The organism is Nocardioides marmoraquaticus, from assembly GCF_054777915.1.
Genome location: NZ_BAAHAA010000023.1, coordinates 1 through 20,575, shown reverse-complemented (window position 1 = coordinate 20,575; position 20,575 = coordinate 1). Strand labels below are relative to the sequence as shown.

General features: G+C 74.0%; 19 protein-coding genes. 16 read left to right on the top strand and 3 right to left on the bottom strand.

The annotated features are described in order from the left end of the window. Window positions 1–242 precede the first annotated feature (242 nt). Window positions 243–881 (top strand): TrmH family RNA methyltransferase, encoded by a 639-nt coding sequence (locus ACYU8I_RS15365; RefSeq protein ID WP_460842517.1) that lies wholly within the window; start codon window positions 243–245, stop codon window positions 879–881. Window positions 882–883: 2 nt separating this feature from the next. Further along, window positions 884–1,831, top strand: a complete 948-nt coding sequence (locus tag ACYU8I_RS15360; protein ID WP_460842436.1) for a hypothetical protein — start codon at window positions 884–886, stop codon at window positions 1,829–1,831. Here the strand turns inward: ACYU8I_RS15360 and ACYU8I_RS15355 are convergent. Then, on the bottom strand, window positions 1,828–2,178 hold the full coding sequence (locus ACYU8I_RS15355; protein WP_460842433.1) for a hypothetical protein: 351 nt from the start codon (window positions 2,176–2,178) through the stop codon (window positions 1,828–1,830). The genes ACYU8I_RS15360 and ACYU8I_RS15355 overlap by 4 nt on opposite strands. A gap of 66 nt (window positions 2,179–2,244) precedes the next feature. Here ACYU8I_RS15355 and fbaA point away from each other — a divergent pair, with 66 nt between their 5' ends. The 5 genes from fbaA (at window position 2,245) to ACYU8I_RS15330 (ending at window position 6,523) form a co-directional block, all read left to right on the top strand. Further along, window positions 2,245–3,276 carry a class II fructose-bisphosphate aldolase gene (gene fbaA, locus ACYU8I_RS15350; protein ID WP_460842431.1) on the top strand — a complete coding sequence of 344 codons (1,032 nt, stop codon included), beginning with the start codon at window positions 2,245–2,247 and terminating at the stop codon, window positions 3,274–3,276. A gap of 70 nt (window positions 3,277–3,346) precedes the next feature. Further along, window positions 3,347–4,024, top strand: a complete 678-nt coding sequence (locus ACYU8I_RS15345) for a response regulator transcription factor (protein ID WP_460842429.1) — start codon at window positions 3,347–3,349, stop codon at window positions 4,022–4,024. Continuing rightward, on the top strand, window positions 4,017–5,318 hold the full coding sequence (locus ACYU8I_RS15340; RefSeq protein ID WP_460842427.1) for a sensor histidine kinase: 1,302 nt from the start codon (window positions 4,017–4,019) through the stop codon (window positions 5,316–5,318). Before ACYU8I_RS15345 ends, ACYU8I_RS15340 begins: the two co-directional genes overlap by 8 nt. A gap of 103 nt (window positions 5,319–5,421) precedes the next feature. After that, a complete protein-coding gene (locus ACYU8I_RS15335; RefSeq protein ID WP_460842424.1) occupies window positions 5,422–5,970 on the top strand; it encodes a PepSY domain-containing protein in 549 nt (182 codons plus the stop codon). 130 nt (window positions 5,971–6,100) lie between these two features. Next, a complete protein-coding gene (locus ACYU8I_RS15330; RefSeq protein WP_460842422.1) occupies window positions 6,101–6,523 on the top strand; it encodes a DUF3151 domain-containing protein in 423 nt (140 codons plus the stop codon). Here ACYU8I_RS15330 and ACYU8I_RS15325 read toward each other — a convergent pair. Continuing rightward, window positions 6,512–7,423, bottom strand: coding sequence for a diacylglycerol/lipid kinase family protein (locus ACYU8I_RS15325; protein WP_460842420.1), 912 nt, complete (start codon window positions 7,421–7,423; stop codon window positions 6,512–6,514). The two genes, ACYU8I_RS15330 and ACYU8I_RS15325, sit on opposite strands and share 12 nt — an antisense overlap. Before the next feature lie 205 nt (window positions 7,424–7,628). Between ACYU8I_RS15325 and ACYU8I_RS15320 the strand changes: the two genes are divergently transcribed. The 8 genes from ACYU8I_RS15320 (at window position 7,629) to ACYU8I_RS15285 (ending at window position 15,795) form a co-directional block, all read left to right on the top strand. Next, window positions 7,629–8,909, top strand: a complete 1,281-nt coding sequence (locus ACYU8I_RS15320) for an adenylosuccinate synthase (protein WP_460842417.1) — start codon at window positions 7,629–7,631, stop codon at window positions 8,907–8,909. A 477-nt stretch (window positions 8,910–9,386) separates the two neighbouring features. Then, the gene (gene purD, locus ACYU8I_RS15315) at window positions 9,387–10,613 is read left to right on the top strand and encodes a phosphoribosylamine--glycine ligase (protein ID WP_460842415.1); all 1,227 of its coding nucleotides are present in this window, start codon (window positions 9,387–9,389) and stop codon (window positions 10,611–10,613) included. An 85-nt stretch (window positions 10,614–10,698) separates the two neighbouring features. Next, window positions 10,699–12,117 (top strand): adenylosuccinate lyase, encoded by a 1,419-nt coding sequence (gene purB / locus ACYU8I_RS15310; protein ID WP_460842514.1) that lies wholly within the window; start codon window positions 10,699–10,701, stop codon window positions 12,115–12,117. 152 nt (window positions 12,118–12,269) lie between these two features. Next, the gene (locus ACYU8I_RS15305) at window positions 12,270–13,844 is read left to right on the top strand and encodes a M28 family metallopeptidase (RefSeq protein ID WP_460842413.1); all 1,575 of its coding nucleotides are present in this window, start codon (window positions 12,270–12,272) and stop codon (window positions 13,842–13,844) included. A 155-nt stretch (window positions 13,845–13,999) separates the two neighbouring features. After that, window positions 14,000–14,140 carry a hypothetical protein gene (locus ACYU8I_RS15300; protein ID WP_460842411.1) on the top strand — a complete coding sequence of 47 codons (141 nt, stop codon included), beginning with the start codon at window positions 14,000–14,002 and terminating at the stop codon, window positions 14,138–14,140. Between the two features lie 124 nt (window positions 14,141–14,264). Then, the gene (locus ACYU8I_RS15295) at window positions 14,265–15,173 is read left to right on the top strand and encodes a phosphoribosylaminoimidazolesuccinocarboxamide synthase (RefSeq protein WP_460842409.1); all 909 of its coding nucleotides are present in this window, start codon (window positions 14,265–14,267) and stop codon (window positions 15,171–15,173) included. Continuing rightward, window positions 15,173–15,604, top strand: a complete 432-nt coding sequence (locus tag ACYU8I_RS15290; RefSeq protein ID WP_460842408.1) for an SRPBCC family protein — start codon at window positions 15,173–15,175, stop codon at window positions 15,602–15,604. The genes ACYU8I_RS15295 and ACYU8I_RS15290 overlap by 1 nt, the downstream gene beginning before the upstream one ends. Continuing rightward, window positions 15,604–15,795, top strand: a complete 192-nt coding sequence (locus ACYU8I_RS15285; protein ID WP_460842406.1) for a hypothetical protein — start codon at window positions 15,604–15,606, stop codon at window positions 15,793–15,795. Before ACYU8I_RS15290 ends, ACYU8I_RS15285 begins: the two co-directional genes overlap by 1 nt. 50 nt (window positions 15,796–15,845) lie before the next feature. Here the strand turns inward: ACYU8I_RS15285 and eccCa are convergent, their stop codons facing one another. Then, the gene (gene eccCa, locus ACYU8I_RS15280; protein ID WP_460842512.1) at window positions 15,846–19,841 is read right to left on the bottom strand and encodes a type VII secretion protein EccCa; all 3,996 of its coding nucleotides are present in this window, start codon (window positions 19,839–19,841) and stop codon (window positions 15,846–15,848) included. A 222-nt stretch (window positions 19,842–20,063) separates the two neighbouring features. On the opposite strand from eccCa, the gene ACYU8I_RS15275 reads away from it, so the two are divergent. After that, window positions 20,064–20,575 (top strand): hypothetical protein (locus ACYU8I_RS15275; protein ID WP_460842404.1); only part of this gene is annotated, 512 nt, incomplete at its 3' end.

Sequence of the window (20,575 nt, the reverse complement as noted above, 5' to 3'; positions counted from 1 at the left end):
GGGCTCCTCAGGGACCGGGGGTCGCCGAGGTGCGGGCGGAGGGTGGCGCCGCCGAGCCCTTCGTGACGCCCGCTCGTCCCTCGCGGGCTCCTCAGGGACCGGGGGTCGCCGACGTGCGGGCGAAGGGCGGCGCCGCCGGGCCCTTCGTGACGCCCGCTCGTCCCTCGCGGGCTCCTCAGGGACCGGGGGTCGCCGAGGTGCGGGCGGAGGGTGGCGCGGGCGAGCGGGCGCCGTACGACCCGATGCCGCACGGGCCGGCCGAGGTGGGGGTGGGGCCGTGGCAGGGGGAGTGGCCGACCGGCGAGCAGTGGGACCCCGAGCTGCTGCGTGACGGCGACCGGCGCAACGTCGTCGACCGCTACCGCTACTGGCGGCTCGAGGCGATCGTGGCCGACCTCGACACCCGCCGCCACGACTTCCACGTCGCGATCGAGAACTGGCAGCACGACTTCAACATCGGCACCGTCGTGCGCACCGCCAACGCCTTCCTCGCCGCCGAGGTGCACATCGTCGGCAACCGGCGCTGGAACCGCCGCGGCGCCATGGTCACCGACCGATACCAGCACCTGCGTCACCACGCCGACCCGGCCGCGCTGCGCGAGCACCTCGACGCGCAGGGCGTCGCGCTGTACGGCGTCGACAACCTCCCCGGCTCGCACCACCTCGAGACGTGGGAGGTGCCGCGGCGGGTGTGCTTCCTGCTCGGCCAGGAGGGCCCGGGCCTGTCGCAGGCGGCGCGCGAGGCGTGCGCGGGCACGTTCTCCATCGCGCAGTTCGGCTCGACCCGCTCCATCAACGCCTCCGCAGCCGCGGCGATCGCGATGCACTCCTGGGTGGTGCGTCATGCCGAGCTCGACGCCACCGAGACCTGGCGGGGCTGACGGTGCCCGCGCCCTGGACCTGGCTGCCGCGACGGCTCGCCGAGCTCGACCCCGTCGAGGACGCAGACGGGGTGATGCGGCTGCTCGCCGAGCACCAGCTCAACGACACCATCATCGCGATGACCCTGCTGGTCACCACGGCCCAGACCGCGCTGCCGCCCGCCGCCTCGGCGACCTTCCTCGGCACCGGCAAGCTGCTGCACCGCGGCGAGCAGCGCCACACCGACGGGCGCGACTACCTGGTCACGTGGTTCCGTCATGGCGCCCGCTCGCCCGAGACGGCCGCGTCGGTGCAGCGGCTCAACCGCTACCACCTGGCGCTGGCGAAGCGCTTCCCCGGCGCCTTCGACTCAGAGGACGACTTCGTCTACACCCTGTGCGCCATCGGCTGCTTCGTGCCGCGGATGCGCGAGGTGCTCGGCCTGCCGCCGCAGCCGGCCCACCTCGACCTCGCCTGGCACCGCTTCCTCGCCGACCTCGCTGGGCTCTTCGTCGGCGAGCACGGGCCGGTCACGGGCTTCCCGGCCGACATGGCCGGCATGCGGGCCTTCGCCGAGGAGTACGAGGCCCGGCCCTGGCCGGCGACCGACGACGGCCACGTGCTGGTCGAGGCGATGGTGCAGCAGTACTGCGACCGCTACTTCCCGCCGCCGATGCACTGGTTCGGACGCGCCCAGGTGCTGCTGCTGATGCCGGCGCGGGTGCGCGAGGTGCACCGGCTCGGCTCGCCCTCACCGGCGGCCGCGGCCGCCGTGCGGGGGCTGATGCGGGCGGTGGTCCGGGCACAGGAGAGCTGGTGGCCGACGCGTCGTACGCCGCTCTCGGCGACGCTCGGGTCGCCCCGCACCCGTCGCGCCCACGCCCGGCGGGCGCAGCGGATGGAGAAGGTGCACGCGCGCAGGCTGGCGCGCGGCGAGCTGCCGCCGCCACCCGTCGCACCGCACGGCTAGAAGCCCGACCCCGACGGCCAGCGGCTCAGCATCGCGCCGACGAGAGCCGCCGCCGACATCACGACCAGCACCAACGACAGCCACGACGCGGTGACGGCGACGTGGTGCCACGCGTCGCGCACGCCCTCGCGGGCGGCGCCGCGGGCCGTGAGGAGCAGCCAGACGGCCAGGGCGAGCAGCGGCAGCGCCAGCAGCACCGCGAAGAACGGCGGGGGGAGCAGCTCCTCGAGCAGCGGTGACAGCGCGCTCGCCACGACGAAGACGAGGTTGTAGAGCCCGCCCGCGATCAGCACGGCGGACAGCACGAGCGGGAGCAGGGCCCGTGCCTCCCGGGTCAGCGTCGGCATGGTCGGACGGTAGTCGGCCCACTAGGGTCTGGGGTGGACCCGCCACCCGTGTCGAGGAGTGACCAGATGCCCATCGTCAGCCCCGAGAAGTACGCCGAGATGCTCGACGCCGCGAAGTCGCGCGCCTACGCCTTCCCGGCCATCAACGTCTCGTCCTCGCAGACCCTCAACGCCGCGCTCGCGGGCTTCGCCGAGGCCGGCAGCGACGGCATCATCCAGGTCTCGACCGGTGGCGCCGACTACCTCTCCGGGCCGACCGTCAAGGACATGGTCGCCGGCTCCGCGGCGTTCGCGGCGTACGCCCGCGAGGTGGCGAAGAACTACCCCGTCAACATCGCGCTGCACACCGACCACTGCCCCAAGGACAAGCTCGACGGGTTCGTCCGGCCGCTGCTCGAGATCAGCAAGGAGCGCGTCGCCCGCGGCGAGGACCCGCTGTTCCAGAGCCACATGTGGGACGGCTCGGCGGTGCCGCTCGAGGAGAACCTCCAGATCGCCGAGGAGCTCCACCAGGCCTGCCAGGACGCCCGCATCATCCTCGAGATCGAGGTCGGCGTGGTCGGCGGCGAGGAGGACGGCGTCGAGGCCGAGATCAACGACAAGCTCTACTCCACCCCCGAGGACGCCATCGCCACCGCCAAGGCGCTCGGCCACGGCGACCGCGGCTACTACATGACCGCGCTGACCTTCGGCAACGTGCACGGCGTCTACAAGCCCGGCAACGTCAAGCTGCGCCCCTCGGTGCTGCGCGACGCCCAGGCCGCCGTCGTCTCCGAGTTCGGGCTCGAGGAGGGCGCCAAGCCCTTCCACCTCGTCTTCCACGGCGGCTCCGGCTCCACGCCCGAGGAGATCGCCGAGGCGCTCGACTACGGCGTGGTGAAGATGAACGTCGACACCGACACCCAGTACGCCTTCACCCGCCCCGTGGCCGCCCACATGTTCAGCAACTACGACGGCGTGCTCAAGATCGACGGCGAGGTCGGCAACAAGAAGACCTACGACCCCCGCGCCTGGGGCAAGGCCGCCGAGGCCGGCATGTCCGCCCGCGTCGTCGAGGCCTGCGAGAACCTCCGCTCCGCCGGCCAGTCGATCGGCTGAGCCTCGGCCGGCTCGCGCCGGTCACGCGCGTTCAGCGCCCCTTCAGCGACCGGCTGGGAGCATGTCGGGCATGCGGGTGCTGGTGGTGGACGACGAGGTGCGGCTGGCGCGGTCGCTCAGGGTCGGGCTGGAGGCGGAGGGGTTCGCGGTCGACGTGGCCCACGACGGCACCGACGGGCTGTGGCTGGCGCGCGAGCACACCTACGACGCGATCCTGCTCGACCTGATGCTGCCCGGCATCAACGGCTACAAGGTCTGCGAGACGCTGCGCGCCGAGGAGGACTGGACCCCCGTGCTGATGCTCACCGCCAAGGACGGCGAGTGGGACCAGGTCGAGGGGCTCGACACCGGGGCCGACGACTACCTGACCAAGCCGTTCTCCTTCCCCGTGCTGGTCGCGCGGCTGCGGGCCGTCGTACGACGCGGCGCGCGCGAGCGGCCGACCGTGCTCGAGGCGGGCGACCTGCGGCTCGACCCGGCCGCCCGGGAGGTACGCCGCGGCGACGAGCGGCTGGAGCTGACGGCGCGGGAGTTCTCGCTGCTGGCGTTCCTGATGCGGCACCCGGGCGACGTGGTCTCGAAGCGCCAGATCCTCGAGGCCGTCTGGGACGTCGACTTCGAGGGCGACCCCAACATCGTCGAGGTCTACGTGCGCCACCTGCGCAACAAGGTCGACCGGCCGTTCGGGCGGCAGGCCATCGAGACGCTGCGCGGGGCGGGCTACCGGCTGCGGAGCGACGGTGGCTAGGGCGACGTCGGTCCGGCTGCGCACCACCCTCGCCGCCGTCGGCGTGGTCGCGATCGCCCTGCTCGTCGGCGCGGTCGCGCTCGTGCTGCTGAGCCGCGGCGCCCTGGTCGGCGGGCTCGAGCAGGCCGCTGAGCAGCGGGCGTCGGCCCTCGTCGCGCAGGCCGAGACGGGCACGCTGCCGACCGCGCAGGAGCAGGACGACGAGCCCGAGGACGAGGTGTGGCAGGTCCGCGACGACACCGGCGCGGTGGTCGCCGCGTCGCAGCCGTTGGGTCGTGACCTGCCCACCGACGACGCCGACGCGTTCGCGCTGCCGGGCGGCGAGGCGTCCTACGTCGTGGCGGTCGAGGAGGGCGAGGGGTACGCCGCCTCGGTCGGCGTCTCGCGCGAGGAGGTCGGCGACTCGACGGCGGCGCTGGTGCCGCTGCTGGGTGTCGGGGCGCCGCTGCTGCTGCTCGTGGTCGGCCTGACCACCTGGGCCGTCGTCGGCCGCGCGCTGCGGCCGGTCGAGCGGATCCGCGCCGAGGTCGAGCAGATCACGGGCGACCGGCTCGAGCGCCGCGTGCCCGAGCCCGCGACCCGCGACGAGGTGGGCCGGCTGGCCCGCACCATGAACGGCATGCTCGGTCGGCTGCAGACCGCGCGCGACCAGCAGCGGCAGTTCGTCGGCGACGCCTCGCACGAGCTGCGCTCGCCGTTGGCGAGCCTGCGGCAGACCGCCGAGGTCGCGCGCGCCCACCCCGGCGCGCTGCCCGAGGGTGAGCTGGTCGACGCCGTGCTCGAGGAGTCGGCGCGGATGCAGCGGCTCGTCGAGCAGCTGCTGCTGCTGACCCGGGCCGACGAGGGGGGGCTGCGGGTCGACGCCGACGTCGACCTCGACGACCTCGTGCTCGCCGAGGCGGCGCGGCTGCGGAGCAAGGGCCTCGACGTCGACGCCTCCCGGGTCGCGCCCGGGCGGGTGCGCGGCGACGGGCTCGCGCTCGCCCAGGTGCTGCGCAACCTCGCCGACAACGCCGCCCGGCACGCCACCGGCGCCGTCCGGCTGTCGTGCCGCGCCGACGGGTCCGTCGTCGAGGTGCGCGTGGAGGACGACGGCTCCGGGGTGCCCGAGGCCGACCGCGAGCGCGTCTTCGACCGGTTCGTGCGGCTCGACGAGGCCCGGGCGCGCGACGCCGGCGGCAGCGGCCTCGGCCTGGCGATCGTGCGCGACGCCGTGCGGGCGCACGACGGCACCGTGGTCGTCGATCGCTCCGACCTCGGCGGCGCCGCGTTCGTCGTGCGCCTGCCTTCCTGAACCGGCCTTCCTGAACGGGCCTTCAGGCGGCTTCAGGAAGGGTTCAGCGACCCTGGCGCACGGTGGTCCCACCACGTCATCGAGACCAGGAGGAACCACCGTCATGAACCGCTCGACCCTCACCCGCAAGCGCGTCCTCGTCCCCGCCGTCGCCGTCCTCGCGCTCGGCGTCGGCGGCACCGCCTGGGCCACCACCGCCGCGGCCGACCAGGTCGGCGGCACCGAGCGCGACCGGGTCGCGCAGGCCGCCACCGAGCTCGCCGGCGGCGGCGACGTGACCAGCGTCGAGACCAGCGACGACCGCGGCGAGGCCTACGAGGTCGAGGTCCGCCAGGCCGACGGCACCGAGGTCGACCTCGCCCTCGACTCCGACCTCGGCCTGGTCGAGCGTGACACCGACCGGCCCGACGGTGCCGAGGAGGAGCGGGACGACCGGGACGCCGACGACCGCGTCCTCTCCGCCGACGAGCGCGACCGGGCCGAGCGGGCCGCGCTCGGCGCCGTCGAGGGCGGTCGGGTGCTCGACGTCGAGGCCAGCGACGACCGGGGGGTGGCGTACGACGTCGAGGTGCTCGGCGCCGACGGCACCACCGAGTGGGACGTCGACCTCGCCGACGACTTCACCGTCGTCGACAGCCGCCAGGACCGCTGAGCGGCGTACCCCCACGACCGAGGCCCCCGGGAGACGCCCCGGGGGCCTCGTCGCCTTCGGGTGTGCGGACGACGGCCGGGCTCGCGGGGTCGGCGGCCCTGCTCGTGGGCCGCCTGGCACGATCAGCCCCATGAGCGACCTCGCCGGACGTGACCTGCTGGGCGGTCCGCCGCCCACCCTGCTGCCCGTCGACCCCGCCGCGGCGCTGCTCGACGAGGGCCACGACGTGCGCGCGGTCGTGCGTCGGCACCCCGACTCCCCGCTCGCCTGGGCCGAGCTGGCCGAGCAGGCGCTCGACGGTGCGGAGGACGACGTGACCGCCTACGCCTACGCCCGCGTCGGCTACCACCGCAGCCTCGACCTGCTGCGGCGCAACGGCTGGAAGGGCTTCGGCCCGGTGCCGTGGGAGCACGAGCCCAACCGCGGCTTCCTGCGCGCCCTGGCCGCGCTGACCAAGGCCGCCGGCCTCATCGGCGAGGCGCCCGAGCAGGAGCGGTGCGCGGCGTTCCTGCGCGACTCGAGCCCCGAGGCCGCCGAGGCCCTAGGAGTCTGACGACGGGGGCACGACCATGCGGTAGGCCGCCGGCTCGAGCCGCCAGGTGCGGCGGCGCTCCGGGCCGTCGACCTCGCCGTCGGCGGAGAGGTAGAACTCCTCGCCGCTGACCGTGACGGTGCGTCCGCTGCGGGCGACGACGTCGTCGCGCTGCTCGTGCTTGCCGACGACCATCGAGGCGACGTAGGCGAACTTCTCCACCGGCCCCGTGGCCCGCGACACCATCACGTCGAGCCTCCGGTCGGAGGGGTCGGCCCCGGGGGTGACCGGCGTGCCGCCGCCCACCGTCGCGCCGTTGCCGATGGCGACCATCAGCACGGGCTCGTCGACGTCGGCGACGACCTCGCCGTCGACCTCCACGCGCAGCCGTACGTACGGCGGCTTCACGGCGGCCAGCGCGGCCCCGATGGGGTAGCCCAGGATGCCGAGACCGACCTTGCCGAGGCGCTTCTTCCAGCGGGTGGCGCGGCGGCTGGCCTGGGCGCTGGCGCCGAGGTGCACGTTGTTGACGACCACCTGGCCGACCTCGTCGACGACGAGGTCCATCGGCTGCTCGTGACCGTGGAGCACGGCGCGGGCCGCCGGCTCGGGCTCGAGCGGGATGCCGAGGGTGCGGGCGAAGTCGTTGCCGGTGCCGAAGGGCAGCAGGGCGAGCGTGCGCTCGCCGAGCTCCTGGCGGCGGTGCAGCGCGGCCACCACGGCGTGCAGGCTGCCGTCGCCGCCCGCGACGACGATGGTGCGCGACCCCGCGCGGTGCAGCACGCCGTCGAGCTCACCCGGGTTGCTCGTGCGGGCGACCTCCACGTCGGCGTGCTCGCGCAGCACCGTGAGGGCCACCTCGAGGTCGTCGCGCTCCTCCCCACCGGCCTCGGCGTTCGCGATCACCAGGAGGGGGTCCACGCCCGTCACGGTAGCCAACCGCGGCAGGTCTCGGCGCAGAACCCCGCGGCCCGCTCCCAGCACGCGGTCGGACACCCTGAGCAGGGCCGACGGCTGGTAGCGTGGCCCGCCGTCGAGCCCGGTCGGGGGAGCCGGGCTCGTGGCCTGGCCGGGCGACGACGCCCGTGGGCCCCGATCACCGGACACCCGCCATGGAGGGGTGCACATGCCCGCGATCGTCGTGCTCGGAGCCCAGTGGGGTGACGAGGGCAAGGGCAAGGCCACCGACCTGCTCACCACCCAGCAGTCCATCGACTACTGCGTGCGCACCTCGGGCGGTCACAACGCCGGCCACACCATCGTCGTCGACGGACAGAAGTTCGCGACGCACCTGCTGCCCAGCGGCATCCTGACGCCCGGCTGCACCAACGTCATCGCCAACGGCGTCGTGGTCAGCCCCGAGGCGCTGTTCCGCGAGTACGACGCCCTGCTCGCGCGCGACGTCGAGCTCGGCCAGCTGGTCGTCAGCAGCAACGCGCACGTCATCGCGTCGTACCACTCGACCATCGACAAGGTCACCGAGCGCTTCCTCGGCAAGAACAAGATCGGCACCACCGGCCGTGGCATCGGCCCGGCGTACGCCGACAAGATCAACCGCGTCGGCATCCGGGTCGCCGACCTGTTCGACGAGAAGATCCTCGTCGAGAAGGTCGAGGCGGCGCTCGAGGTGCGCAACCACCTGCTCACCAAGGTCTACAACCGCCGCGCCATCAGCGTCGACGAGGTCGTCGAGGACCTGCGCTCGTACGCCGAGCGGCTGCAGCCGATGGTGCGCGACACCTCGCTGCTGCTCAACACCGCGCTCGACCGCGGCGAGACGGTGCTCTTCGAGGGCGCGCAGGCGACGATGCTCGACGTCGACCACGGCACCTACCCGTTCGTCACGAGCAGCAGCCCCGTCGCCGGCGGCGTCTCGACCGGCGCGGGCGTCGGGCCCACCCGCATCGACCGCGTCATCGGCGTCATCAAGGCCTACACCACCCGCGTCGGCTCCGGTCCGTTCCCGACCGAGCTCTTCGACGAGGACGGCGAGAAGCTCTGGGACCGCGGCGGCGAGGTCGGCGTCTCCACCGGGCGCAACCGTCGCTGCGGCTGGTACGACGCCGTGGTCGCCCGCTACGCCTCGCGCGTCAACGGCCTCACCGAGCTGTTCATGACCAAGCTCGACGTGCTGTCGAGCTGGGAGACCGTGCCGGTCTGCGTCGCCTACGACGTCGACGGCGTGCGTCACGACGAGATGCCGATGACCCAGACCGACTTCCACCACGCGAAGCCCGTCTACGAGCACCTCGACGGCTGGTCCGAGGACATCTCCGGCTGCCGGCAGTTCTCCGACCTGCCCAAGAACGCCCAGCGCTACGTCAAGGCGCTCGAGGAGATGTCGGGCGCCCCGTTCTGGGCCGTCGGCGTCGGCCCGGGCCGCGACCAGACCATCGTCGTCGACTGAGGCCTCCGGCCGGTGCTTTTCGTTCGAAAAGCCCCCGACACGCCGGGGCGCAGGGAGCGGATCGGTCGGAAACCGGAGCCGGAGGAGCTTCTCGTTCGAAAAGTTGAGTCGCGGCCAGCCGACCGCTCGCCACGGCTCCGGGCCGGTGAGCGGCAGGAGCAGGTCGGCGACGGGGCCCGGGTTCCCCCCGGAGAGCACGAGTCGCCGACGGGCACCACCTGGCGACGCCCGAGGGGGCGCACGACCTCCTGCGCGTGCACCAGCACGCTGGAGCGTCGGTCCCACGTCGAGCGCGACCCCGCCGACCGGCGGGGACGCGTCGTACGCCTGACCGGCCGTGGCTGGGAGGTCTGCCGCCCAGGTGGAGCCCGACGCGACCTGGGAGGCGCACCTCGGGGCACGTCGTACCCGCGCTGCGCGAGTCGGGCGACCCGTGGGCGTGAGGCGCCGGGTCGTGCGTCGGTAGGGTCACCGCCCGTGAAGGTCCTCGTCATCGGCCCCGGCGGGCGTGAGCACGCGCTGGCGCTGGCGCTGTCCCGTGACCCCTCGGTGAGCGAGGTGCACGCGGCGCCCGGCAACCCCGGCATCGCGGCGCTCGCCACCCTGCACGACGTCGACGCCCTCGACGGCGACGCCGTCGCGACGCTCGCCGACGACCTCGGGGTCGGGCTGGTCGTGGTCGGGCCCGAGGCGCCGCTGGTCGCCGGGGTCGCCGACGCGGTGCGCGAGCGCGGCATCTCGTGCTTCGGGCCGTCGGCCGAGGCCGCCCGGCTCGAGGGCTCCAAGGCCTTCGCCAAGGAGGTCATGGCCACGGCCGACGTGCCGACCGCTATGGCCCACGTGTGCACCACGCCGGAGCAGGTGGCCGACGCGCTCGACGCCTTCGGCCCGCCGTACGTCGTCAAGGACGACGGGCTCGCGGCGGGCAAGGGGGTCGTCGTGACCGACGACCGCGACGAGGCGGTCGCCCACGCGGCCGGCTGCCAGCAGGTCGTGGTCGAGGAGTTCCTCGACGGGCCCGAGGTGTCGCTGTTCGCCGTCACCGACGGGGCGACCGTCTACCCCTTGCAGCCGGCGCAGGACTTCAAGCGGATCGGCGACGGCGACTCCGGCCCGAACACCGGCGGCATGGGCGCCTACACCCCGCTGCCCTGGGCGCCCGCCGACCTCGTCGCCGAGGTCCACGACCGCGTGCTGCAGCCGACCGTCGACGAGATGGCACGGCGCGGCACCCCCTTCGCGGGGCTGCTGTACGCCGGGCTCGCCCTCACCTCCCGGGGCGTGCGGGTGGTGGAGTTCAACGCCCGCTTCGGCGACCCCGAGACCCAGGCCCTGATGGCGCTGCTCGACTCGCCGCTCGCGACGCTGCTCAAGGCGGCCGCCGACGGCACGCTGCACGAGGTCGACCCGCCCCGCTGGCGCCCGGGCGCCGCCGTCGCCGTCGTGATGGCGAGCGCGGGCTACCCCGAGTCGTCGTCGACGGGCGACCCCATCACGGTCGACCGGTTGCCCGACGGGGTCGACGTCGTGCACGCCGGCACCGCCGTCGTCGACGGCACGCTCGTGACCGCCGGTGGTCGCGTGCTCGCCGTGACGGCCACCGGCACCGACGTGGCCGCCGCGCGCGAGGCGGCGTACGCCGGCGTGGCCGCGGTCTCCTTCCCCGGCGCGCAGTCCCGCACCGACATCGCCGCCGGGGTCTGAGCCGACGCCTGGGCCGACGCCTGAGCCGACGCCTGAGCCGACGCCGGCCGCACCCGGGCCGGGTGGGAGACTGAGGCACGTGAGCGTGAGCGTCCCCAACGTCCTGGCCACCCGCTACGCCGGGAGCGACCTGGCGCAGGTGTGGAGCCCCGAGCACAAGATCGTGCTCGAGCGCCGGCTCTGGATCGCGGTGCTGCGAGCGCAGCGCGACCTCGGCGTCGACGTGCCCGACGGCGTGGTCGAGGACTACGAGGCGGTCGTCGAGCAGGTCGACCTGGCCAGCATCGCCGCCCGCGAGCGGGTGACCCGCCACGACGTGAAGGCGCGCATCGAGGAGTTCTGCGCGCTCGCGGGTCACGAGCACGTGCACAAGGGCATGACCAGCCGCGACCTGACCGAGAACGTCGAGCAGCTCCAGGTGCGGCAGAGCCTGCAGCTGCTGCGCACCCGCGCCCTCGCCACGCTCGCCCGGCTCGCGCGTCTCGCGGCCGAGCACGACGCGCTCGTCATGGCCGGCCGCTCGCACAACGTCGCGGCGCAGGCGACGACCCTGGGCAAGCGCTTCGCGACCGTCGCCGAGGAGCTGCTGGTCGCCGTCGAGCGCCTCGACGACCTGCTCGCCCGCTACCCGCTGCGCGGCGTCAAGGGGCCGATGGGCACCTCGCAGGACATGCTCGACCTGCTCGGCGGCGACACCGACAAGCTCGCCGACCTCGAGCGTCGCGTCGCGACCCACCTCGGCTTCGAGCGCGTTCTCAGCAGCGTCGGCCAGGTCTACCCCCGCTCCCTCGACTTCGACGTCGTCTCGTCGCTGGTGCAGCTCGCGGCCGGGCCGTCCAACCTCGCCACCACGATCCGGCTCATGGCGGGCCACGAGCTCGTGACCGAGGGCTTCAAGGAGGGCCAGGTCGGCTCCTCGGCGATGCCGCACAAGATGAACACCCGCTCCTGCGAGCGCGTCAACGGCCTGGCCGTCGTGCTCCGCGGTCACCTGAGCATGCTCGGCGAGCTCGCCGGCGACCAGTGGAACGAGGGCGACGTCAGCTGCAGCGTCGTACGCCGCGTGGCGCTGCCCGACGCGTTCTTCGCCGCCGACGGCCTGTTCCAGACGTTCCTGACCGTGCTCGACGAGTTCGGGGTGTTCCCGGCGGTGGTCGAGCGCGAGCTGATGCGCTACCTGCCGTTCCTCACCACCACGAAGGTGCTGATGGCCGCGGTGCGCGGCGGGGCGGGTCGCGAGCAGGCCCACGAGGCGATCAAGGAGCACGCCGTCGCGGTGGCCCTCGGCATGCGCCAGGGCCAGGCCGACAACGACCTCGCCGACCGCCTCGCGGCCGACGCCCGGCTCGGGCTCGACCGCGCCGCGCTCGACGCGGCGGTCGCCGACCCGCTGACCTTCACCGGCGCGGCCCGCTCGCAGGTCGCCGAGGTGGTCGCCCACGTCGAGCGGGTGCTGGCGACCGAGCCCGCCGCGGCGTCGTACACTCCGGGCGCCATCCTCTAGGCCGCGTTGCACACACCTGCGACTGCAGGATCTTGCAACGTGTCGGGCGTTGCCGGGCCCGGGTCACGGACCTAGGTTCACGTGATCCGTCCCACACCGCCGACCGCGGTGCCCAGCCCGGGGCCGGGACGGGTCTCGTCTCGAGGAGAAGCATGCGCCTGTCCAGAAGCTCCCGCGTCGTCGCAGCGCTCAGCGCGCTCGCCTGCGCGTCGGCCGTGACCGTCGGCACCACCGCCGCCGACGCCGCCCCCAAGAAGAAGCAGGACCCCGACGTCGCAGCGTCGTACCCCTTCCGCAAGACCGTCGCGGTCAAGGGCATCCAGGACCACCTGCGCGCCTTCCAGCGCATCGCCGACGCCAACGACGACAACCGCGCCTCCGGCCTGCCCGGCTACAAGGCCTCTCGTGACTACGTCGTGCGCCAGCTCCGCAACGCCGGCTACCGCCCGCAGGTGCAGACCTTCGACTTCACCTTCTTCCAGGAGACGACGCCCACCGAGCTCGAGCGGCTCACCCCCACGCCCAAGGCCTACGTCGACGGCGAGGACTTCCGGGTGATGACCTACTCCGGCAGCGGTGAGGTCGAGGCCCCGGTGGTGCCGGTCGACACCGACCTCCAGCCCGACACCGCGAGCACCAGCGGCTGCGAGCCGGAGGACTTCACCGGTTTCCCGGAGGGGGCGATCGCGCTCGTCCAGCGGGGCAGCTGCGACTTCGCCGTCAAGGTGCAGAACGCCGCCGACGCCGGTGCCGGCGCGGCGATCGTCTTCAACCGCGGGGTCGACCTCCCCGACAACCCGGGCACCGACGTGCTCAACGGCACGCTCGGCGCCCCGGCCGACATCCCGGCGCTCGGCACCGACTTCGAGACGGGCGCAGAGCTCGGCGCCGACGGCACCACCGCGCGCGTCAAGGCCGACGTCATCACCGAGGACCGGCCGACGTGGAACGTGACGGCCGAGACCCCGCGTGGCAACCCCTCCAACGTGATCATGGTCGGGGCCCACCTCGACAGCGTCCCCGAGGGCCCTGGCATCAACGACAACGGCTCCGGCTCGGCCGCGATCCTCGAGGTCGCCGAGCAGCTGGCCAAGAAGCAGTCGTCGGTGCGCAACAAGGTGCGCTTCGCCTGGTGGGGCGCCGAGGAGCTCGGCCTGCTCGGCGCGGAGAACTACGTCGCCGACCTCGCGGAGAACAACCCCGACGCGCTCGAGGACATCCGGGCCTACCTGAACTTCGACATGGTTGGCTCGCCGAACTTCGCGCGCTTCGTCTACGACGGCGACAACTCGCTCGGGACCGGGATCGACGGGCCTGACGGGTCCGCCCAGCTCGAGGACCTCTTCACCAACTACTTCGGGGTCAAGAAGCTCGCCAACGAGCCGACCGCCTTCGACGGTCGCAGCGACTACGGTCCGTTCCTCGACGCCGGCGTCGCCTCGGGCGGCCTGTTCACCGGTGCCGAGGAGATCAAGAGCCAGACGCAGGTCGGGCTGTATGGCGGCACCGCGGGCGAGGCCTTCGACCCGTGCTACCACCAGGCGTGCGACGACATCGACAACATCGACGTCACCGCCCTCGACCAGATGAGCGACGCGATCGCGCACTCGGTGTGGACGCTCGCGCGCAGCACCCGCTCGCTCGACGGCCTGCAGCGCCAGGCCCCGGGCGCCCGTGCCGCGGGTGCCGACGAGGACCACCTGGTCGGGCACGACGCCCGACGCTGACGCGGTCTCCCGTCGCGGCCGGTGCTCCCTCGTGGGGGGCACCGGCCGTGACTTTCTCGGGATTCTCCCGTTACCGGCCCAAAACGGATAAATAGACTATCGTGGTGCCTGTCCGCGAGCCACTGGGGCTCGCGAAGTCCGGGGAGGGAACCCAGATGAACACGAAGAGCCGCACCGTCCGAGGTCTGCTGCTGGCCGCCACCGTCGCCATCGCCGTGAGCGCCGTCCCCGCCACGAGCGCGTCGGCCGACTCCGAGGCCAAGCCCAGCAAGGCGATCCTCAAGGCGATCCTCTGACGCTCCGCGTCACCAGCTCCAGCGGGGGCGTGCCGGTCACGGCACGCCCCCGTCGGCGCGTCCGGTGCCGGCGCTCGGTCCGGGCGCGCGTCCGCCGCCCAGGCACGACGCCTAGGCTGACGAGGTGATCGACCTCCCCGCGGCACCGGCGGTCCCCGGAGCGACCCACCTGCACTCCGGCAAGGTGCGCGACCTCTACCGCCTCGACGACGGCCCCCACCAGGGTCGGCTGCTGATGGTGGCCAGCGACCGGATCTCGGCCTACGACCACGTCCTCGCCACCCCGATCCCCGACAAGGGCGAGATCCTCACCCGGATGTCGCTGTGGTGGTTCGACCGCCTCGGCGACCTCGTCCCCCACCACGTGGTGTCCACCGACGTGCCCGAGGCGGTCCGCGGCCGGGCCGTCGTGTGCGAGGAGCTCGCGATGTTCCCCGTGGAGTGCGTCGCGCGCGGCTACCTCACCGGGTCGGGCCTCAGCGACTACCAGGCCAGCGGCGAGGTGTGCGGCGTACCGCTGCCGCCCGGGCTGGTCGAGGCGAGCCGGCTCGACACCCCCGTCTTCACCCCCGCCACCAAGGCGGCCCTGGGCGACCACGACGAGAACGTCAGCTTCGAGCGGGTCGTCGCCGACGTCGGTCGCGAGAGCGCCGAGGAGCTGCGCTCGCTCACGCTTGCGGTCTACGCCCGCGCCGAGGCGATCGCCCGTGAGGCCGGTGTGCTGCTGGCCGACACCAAGCTCGAGCTCGGCACCCGCACCGACGAGACGCGCGGCCAGCGCGGCGAGGTCGTGCTGGGTGACGAGGTCCTGACGCCCGACTCGAGCCGCTTCTGGCCGGCCGAGGACTGGCAGCCCGGGCGGGTGCAGGCGTCGTTCGACAAGCAGGTGCTGCGCAACTGGCTGACCTCGCCCGAGAGCGGCTGGGACCGCCACGGCACCACCCCGCCGCCCGCGCTCCCCGAGGCCGTGGTCGAGCGCACCCGGGCACGCTACGTCGAGGCCTTCGAGCGGCTCACGGGGGAGCACTTCTGATGCGGGCTCGCGGCACCCTGACGTACGACGTGGCTCCCGACGTCGCCTGCGCCTACCTCAGCGACCCGGTCCACCGACCGGAGTGGCAGTCGTCGCTGCGACGCGTCGAGCTGCGCGACACCGGCGAGCCGCACGTCGGTCAGCGGTGGGAGGACCACACCGCGGTCGGCCTGGTGGCGCAGATGACCACCACCGACCTCGAGCCCGGCGTGCGGTGGTCCGAGAGCGGCACCTGGCGCAACGTCACCGCCGACCTCACCCTGACCTTCTCGCCCCACGGCACCGGGTGCCGGGTCGACGTCGAGCTCGGCATCCGGGTCTCGGGCGTGCTCGCCGTCGTCGGGCCGGTCGCGACCCTGGGCGGCCTCCCGGCCGTCAAGGCCGACCTCGCCAAGGCCGGCCGCATCCTCTCCGAGCGCGAGCACCGCTGATGGGTCGCGTCGTCGCCCTCGCCGCCGCCGCGCTGCTCGTCGTGGTCGGCGGGCTCTGGACCTTCCAGGGCCTCGGCTACGTCGGCGGCTCCGCCATGACCGGCGAGAGCTTCTGGGCCGTCGTCGGTCCGGTGGTCGCCGGCTTCGGCGTCGCCCTCGGCTTCGTCGCCCTCCGCGGCCCACGCTCCTAGCCGGCCGGCTGGGTCCTCCCGCGGGGAGACCCTGCAGCAGCGACCCACCCCTAGAGGCTCGGCTCCTTCCACGCCAGGTGGACGACCTCGGTGCCGCGGTCGCGGGTGACGAGCTGGCCGCGGCCGGGGCCGGCCTTGCGGGGCTTGGTGTTGCCGAGCAGGGCTCCCTCCTGCGGGTCGCCGGAGAGCAGGATGCCGGGCATCGCGAGCTCGCGCAGCGACTGCAGGACCGACTCGTAGCCCGCCCGCCCGGCACCACCGGCACGGCGGGCCACGACGAGGTGGAGGCCGACGTCGCGGGCCTGGCCGAGCAGGGGCACGAGCGGGGCGACGGGCGAGCTGCTGCCGGTGGCGACGAGGTCGTAGTCGTCGACCACGACGAAGACGTCGGCGCCGGTCCACCACGAGCGGTCGCGCAGCTGCTGCGGCGTGACGTCGTTGCCGGGCATCCGCTTCTGCAGCCACTGGGCCAGGCCGGACATCTCCTCCTGCACCTGGGCGGCGGAGGTGAGGTAGCTGATCTGGTAGTCGTCGGGCACCTCGCCCAGCAGCGAGCGGCGGTAGTCGATCGTCAGCACCTGCGCCTGCTTCGGCGTGCGGGTGCGCATCACCTCGTGCAGGTAGGTGCGCAGCAGGCCGCTCTTGCCCGAGCGGGAGTCGCCGAAGACGACCAGGTGCGGCTCGGCGTCGACGTCGAGCCCGACCGGGGCGAGGTCGCGCTCGTCGATGGCGACGTACAGCTTCTGGTCGGCGAGCCCGAAGATCCGCTCGGCCTGGGTGAGCACGTCGCCGAGGTCGATCCGCGAGGGCAGCAGGCGCAGCTTCGGGCCCTGGGGGCCCTGCCAGGCCTTGCGGGAGCGCTCGACGAGGTCCTCGACGCCGCGGCCCACGGTGCGCGGGTCGGCGTTGCCGTCGACGCGGGGCAGCGCCCCGAGGAAGTGCAGCTTCGAGCCCCACCGGGCGACGAGGCCGCGCCCGGAGCGCCCCTCGGGCACCAGCTGGGCGATCTTGCGGTCGATCTCGGAGTCCATCGGGTCACCGAGGCGCAGCTCGAAGCGGTTGCCGAACAGGTCGCGGATCGCGGGGCGGAAGTCGGCCCAGCGGCCAGCGGCGGTGACGACGTGCAGGCCGAAGGTGAGGCCGCGCTGGGCGAGGGTCTGGATGCCGAGCTCGAGGTCGTCGAAGTCGCTGCGCAGCGTGCTCCAGCCGTCGACGACGAGGAAGACGTCGCCGTAGCCGTCGTCGGCCGTGCCCTCGGCCCGGCGCTGGCGGTAGGTCTCGATCGAGTCGATGCCCTGCGAGCGGAAGTAGCGCTCGCGCTTGTCGACGATACCGACGATCTCGGCATAGGTACGGCGCACGGTGTCGGGCTCGGAGCGGGTGGCGACGCCGGCCACGTGGGGCAGCTCGGCCATCGAGGCGAAGGTGCCGCCGCCGAAGTCGAGGACGTAGAACTGCGACTCGGTCGGGGTGCTGCCGAGCGCCACCCCCGCCACGAGGGTGCGCAGCAGGGTGCTCTTGCCGCTGCGCGGACCGCCGACGACGGCCACGTGACCGCCGGCGCCCTGCAGGTCGGCCTCGAGGACGTCGCGACGCTGCTCGCGCGGACGGTCGACCGTGCCGAGCGGCACCCGGAGGCCGCCGTGGGCGCGACGCGCGGGCGAGTGCAGGCCGAGCTCGGGCGTCTCGACGAGGTCGGGGAGCAGCTCGTCGAGCGTGTCGGGCACGTCGAGCGGCGGCAGCCAGACCTGGTGCGCCTCGGGGCCGCGGCCCTCGAAGGTCGCGACCGCGATGTCGATGATGGAGCGGGCGTCGGTGGTCTCGGGGACGGCCTCGACGACGTCGGGCTCGGGGTCGTCGGCGAGCGACTGCGGCGGCAGCACGTGCGCGGCGGTGAAGGGCAGGATCGTGGTCTGCCCGCTGGCCGAGCGCTTGCCCTTGCGGCCGCGCTTGGGCGGCGGGCCGGAGACGTAGCTGGCCTTGAAGCGCAGCAGCGTCGACTGGTCGGGCTTGAGGTAGCCCAGGCCCGGGACCGGCGGGAGCTCGTAGGCATCGGGCACGCCGATCACGGCGCGCGACTCGGCGCCGGAGAAGGTGCGCAGGCCGACGCGGTACGACAGGTGGCTCTCGAGGCCGCGCAGGCGGCCCTCCTCCAAGCGTTGGCTCGCCAGCAGCAGGTGGATGCCGAGCGAGCGGCCCAGACGACCGATCGCGACGAAGAGCTCGATGAAGTCGGGCTTGGCCGAGAGCATCTCGGAGAACTCGTCGACGCAGATGAACAGGCTGGGCAGCGGCTGGAGGTCGGCGCCGTCGGCCCGCGCCTTCTCGTAGTCGCGCAGCGACGCGTAGTTGCCGGACGCGCGCAGCAGCTCCTGGCGGCGCACCATCTCGCCGGACAGGGCGTCCTGCATGCGGTCGACGAGCGTGAGCTCGCCCTCGAGGTTGGTGATGACCGCCGAGACGTGCGGCGCCCCGGAGAGCCCGGCGAAGGTGGCGCCACCCTTGAAGTCGACCAGCACCATGTTGAGCGTCTCGCTCGAGTGCGTGGCGAGCAGCCCGAGCACGAGCGTGCGCAGGAACTCCGACTTGCCGGAGCCGGTCGCTCCGATGACCAGGCCGTGTGGCCCCATGCCCTGCTGGGCGGACTCCTTGATGTCGAGGTGGACGGGGCTGCCGGTGTCGCCGACGCCGATCGGCACGCGCAGTCGGTCGCGCTCGGGCCGCGGCCGCCAGGCCCGCTCGAGGTCGAGGTCGTGCACGTCGCCGAGCCCGAGCAGGTCGAGCAGCTCGGGTGCGGCCTTCGTGGTGTCCTCGCGCACCGGCCCGTCGTCGGTCTCGAGCGGCGCGAGCCGCCGGGCGAACGCCTCGGCGGAGGCGAGCGACATCTGGTCGCCCGCGGCGCGGGCGGGCTGCTCGCGGAGCCGGACGGCCGTGAGCGGGACGCGGCCACCGGGGAGCAGCGCGGGCTCGAGGTGCAGGCGCAGCCGGGTGGCGTCGTCCAGCTCGCCCCAGCGGGCGGGCAGCTCCAGGACGGTGACGCCCTCGAGACCCTCCTCGGGGAGCAGCGCACCGCCGGGAGGCACCTGGGTGCCGTCGACGACGAGCAGGAGGTGGGGGGTGGTGTCGGTGCTGGCTCCGGTGAAGCGCGGTCGGTCGCGCACGTCGGCGGGGAGCAGCTCGAAGAGCTCGTCCAGCGAGTCGCCGAGCATCCGGCTGCGGCCCAGCGCGTCGTTGCGCTCCGGGCTGTGGGCGTGGGGGAGCCACTTGACCCAGTCCCACTCCTGCAGCGCCGCGGACGACCCGAGCACGGCCACCACGAGGTCGTCGGGGGTGTGCGCGGCGGCGGCCGAGCAGACCAGGGCGCGGGCGAGGGCGCGCGCGTGGGCGACGTCGCCGGTGACCTCGATGCGGCTGAAGGCACCCAGGCGCAGCGCCGCCGGCAGGTCGGGCTGCACGCGGTGCACGGCGATGAGGCGGTGCAGCGCGGACGCGGCGACGGGGTCGAGCTGGTCGATGGGGGCGGTCTGGGGCGCCACCAGCTGCAGCGCCAGCTCCTGGGGCGCGACGCCGTAGCGGACCTGCAGGAACTCCTCGTCGTCGCGCTGCCGCTCCCACAGCCGGGTGCGGTCCTCCGCGAGCGCCGGGAGCGCGTCGGGCTCGGGGAAGCGCCAGGTGAGGCTGCGGCGCTGCTGGTCGGCCGCCGCCCGGACGGTGGTGCGCACGGTGGTGAGGTAGCGGAGGTACTCGCGCCGCCCACCGCCGACCTTGTCGGCCCGCTGCTTGCGCTGGCGGTCGAGCTGCACGAAGACGAAGCCGAGCATCGCGACGAGGAACATGCCCGAGGCGATGTAGCGCGCGGGCCCGGCGCTCCCGGCCCCGCCGGCAGCGACGAAGACGATGGCACCGACGCTGCCGAGCATGGGCAGCGCCATCATGAGCACGCCGGCGGCGCCCTCGTGCGGCTCGAGCTCCGGCGGCGGCTCGAGCTCGATGGAGCCCTGCGGCAGCTGCGGCACCTCGAGGGAGCCGCGCGACGTTCCCAGCATGGCGGTCACGGCCAGCTCCTCATTCGCTCGGGATCAGCTCGGGTCGGCCGCGGTGGACCCCACCGGACCGCGAGGTCGAGCGATCTCCGGCGTACGCCGACCCCCTGCGGCATGATGATAAGCGTCCAGTCGGACGTCGTGGGGCAGAACGACCAGCCCTCGACCTGCGCCGGGACCACACGGCGCGAGCGACACAGCACGAGCGACACAGCACGAGGGGGCGTGGCAGTGACAGCCGACACCGGGGCCGCACCGCCGCTCCTGCGACCGACCCACGGCACCGACGCGGCGCTGCGCATCAGCGTCACCGGCCCCGACGGCTCGGCCGACCTGGTGGTCCCGTTCGGCAGCGAGGTCGCGCAGGTCGCCGAGGCGTACGCCGCCGCCGTGGGCGCCGCGCACGTGCCGGCCCTGGCCCTGCCCGGCCGCCTGCCGCTGGCCGCCGACACCGACGCCGACGACGTGCTCGACCAGGGCGACCTGCTGGTCGTGGTGCTCGACGGTCCGGGGGCGGGGGCTTCCCGGACGGCGCACGACGACGCGGGCCGCGGGCCGGCGACCGCGGTGTCGGGCCGCTCCGGTCCGGCGGTCCTGGTCCTCTCGGCCGTGGTGGCGCTGGTCGCGGCCGTGGCCGTCGGTCTCGCGCCCGTCGCCGCGTCCACGTCGGCCTGGGCCCGCCCCGTCTCGGCGGGGGTCCTCGCGCTCGGTGCGGCGCTGGTGGCGCCGCCCCGGCG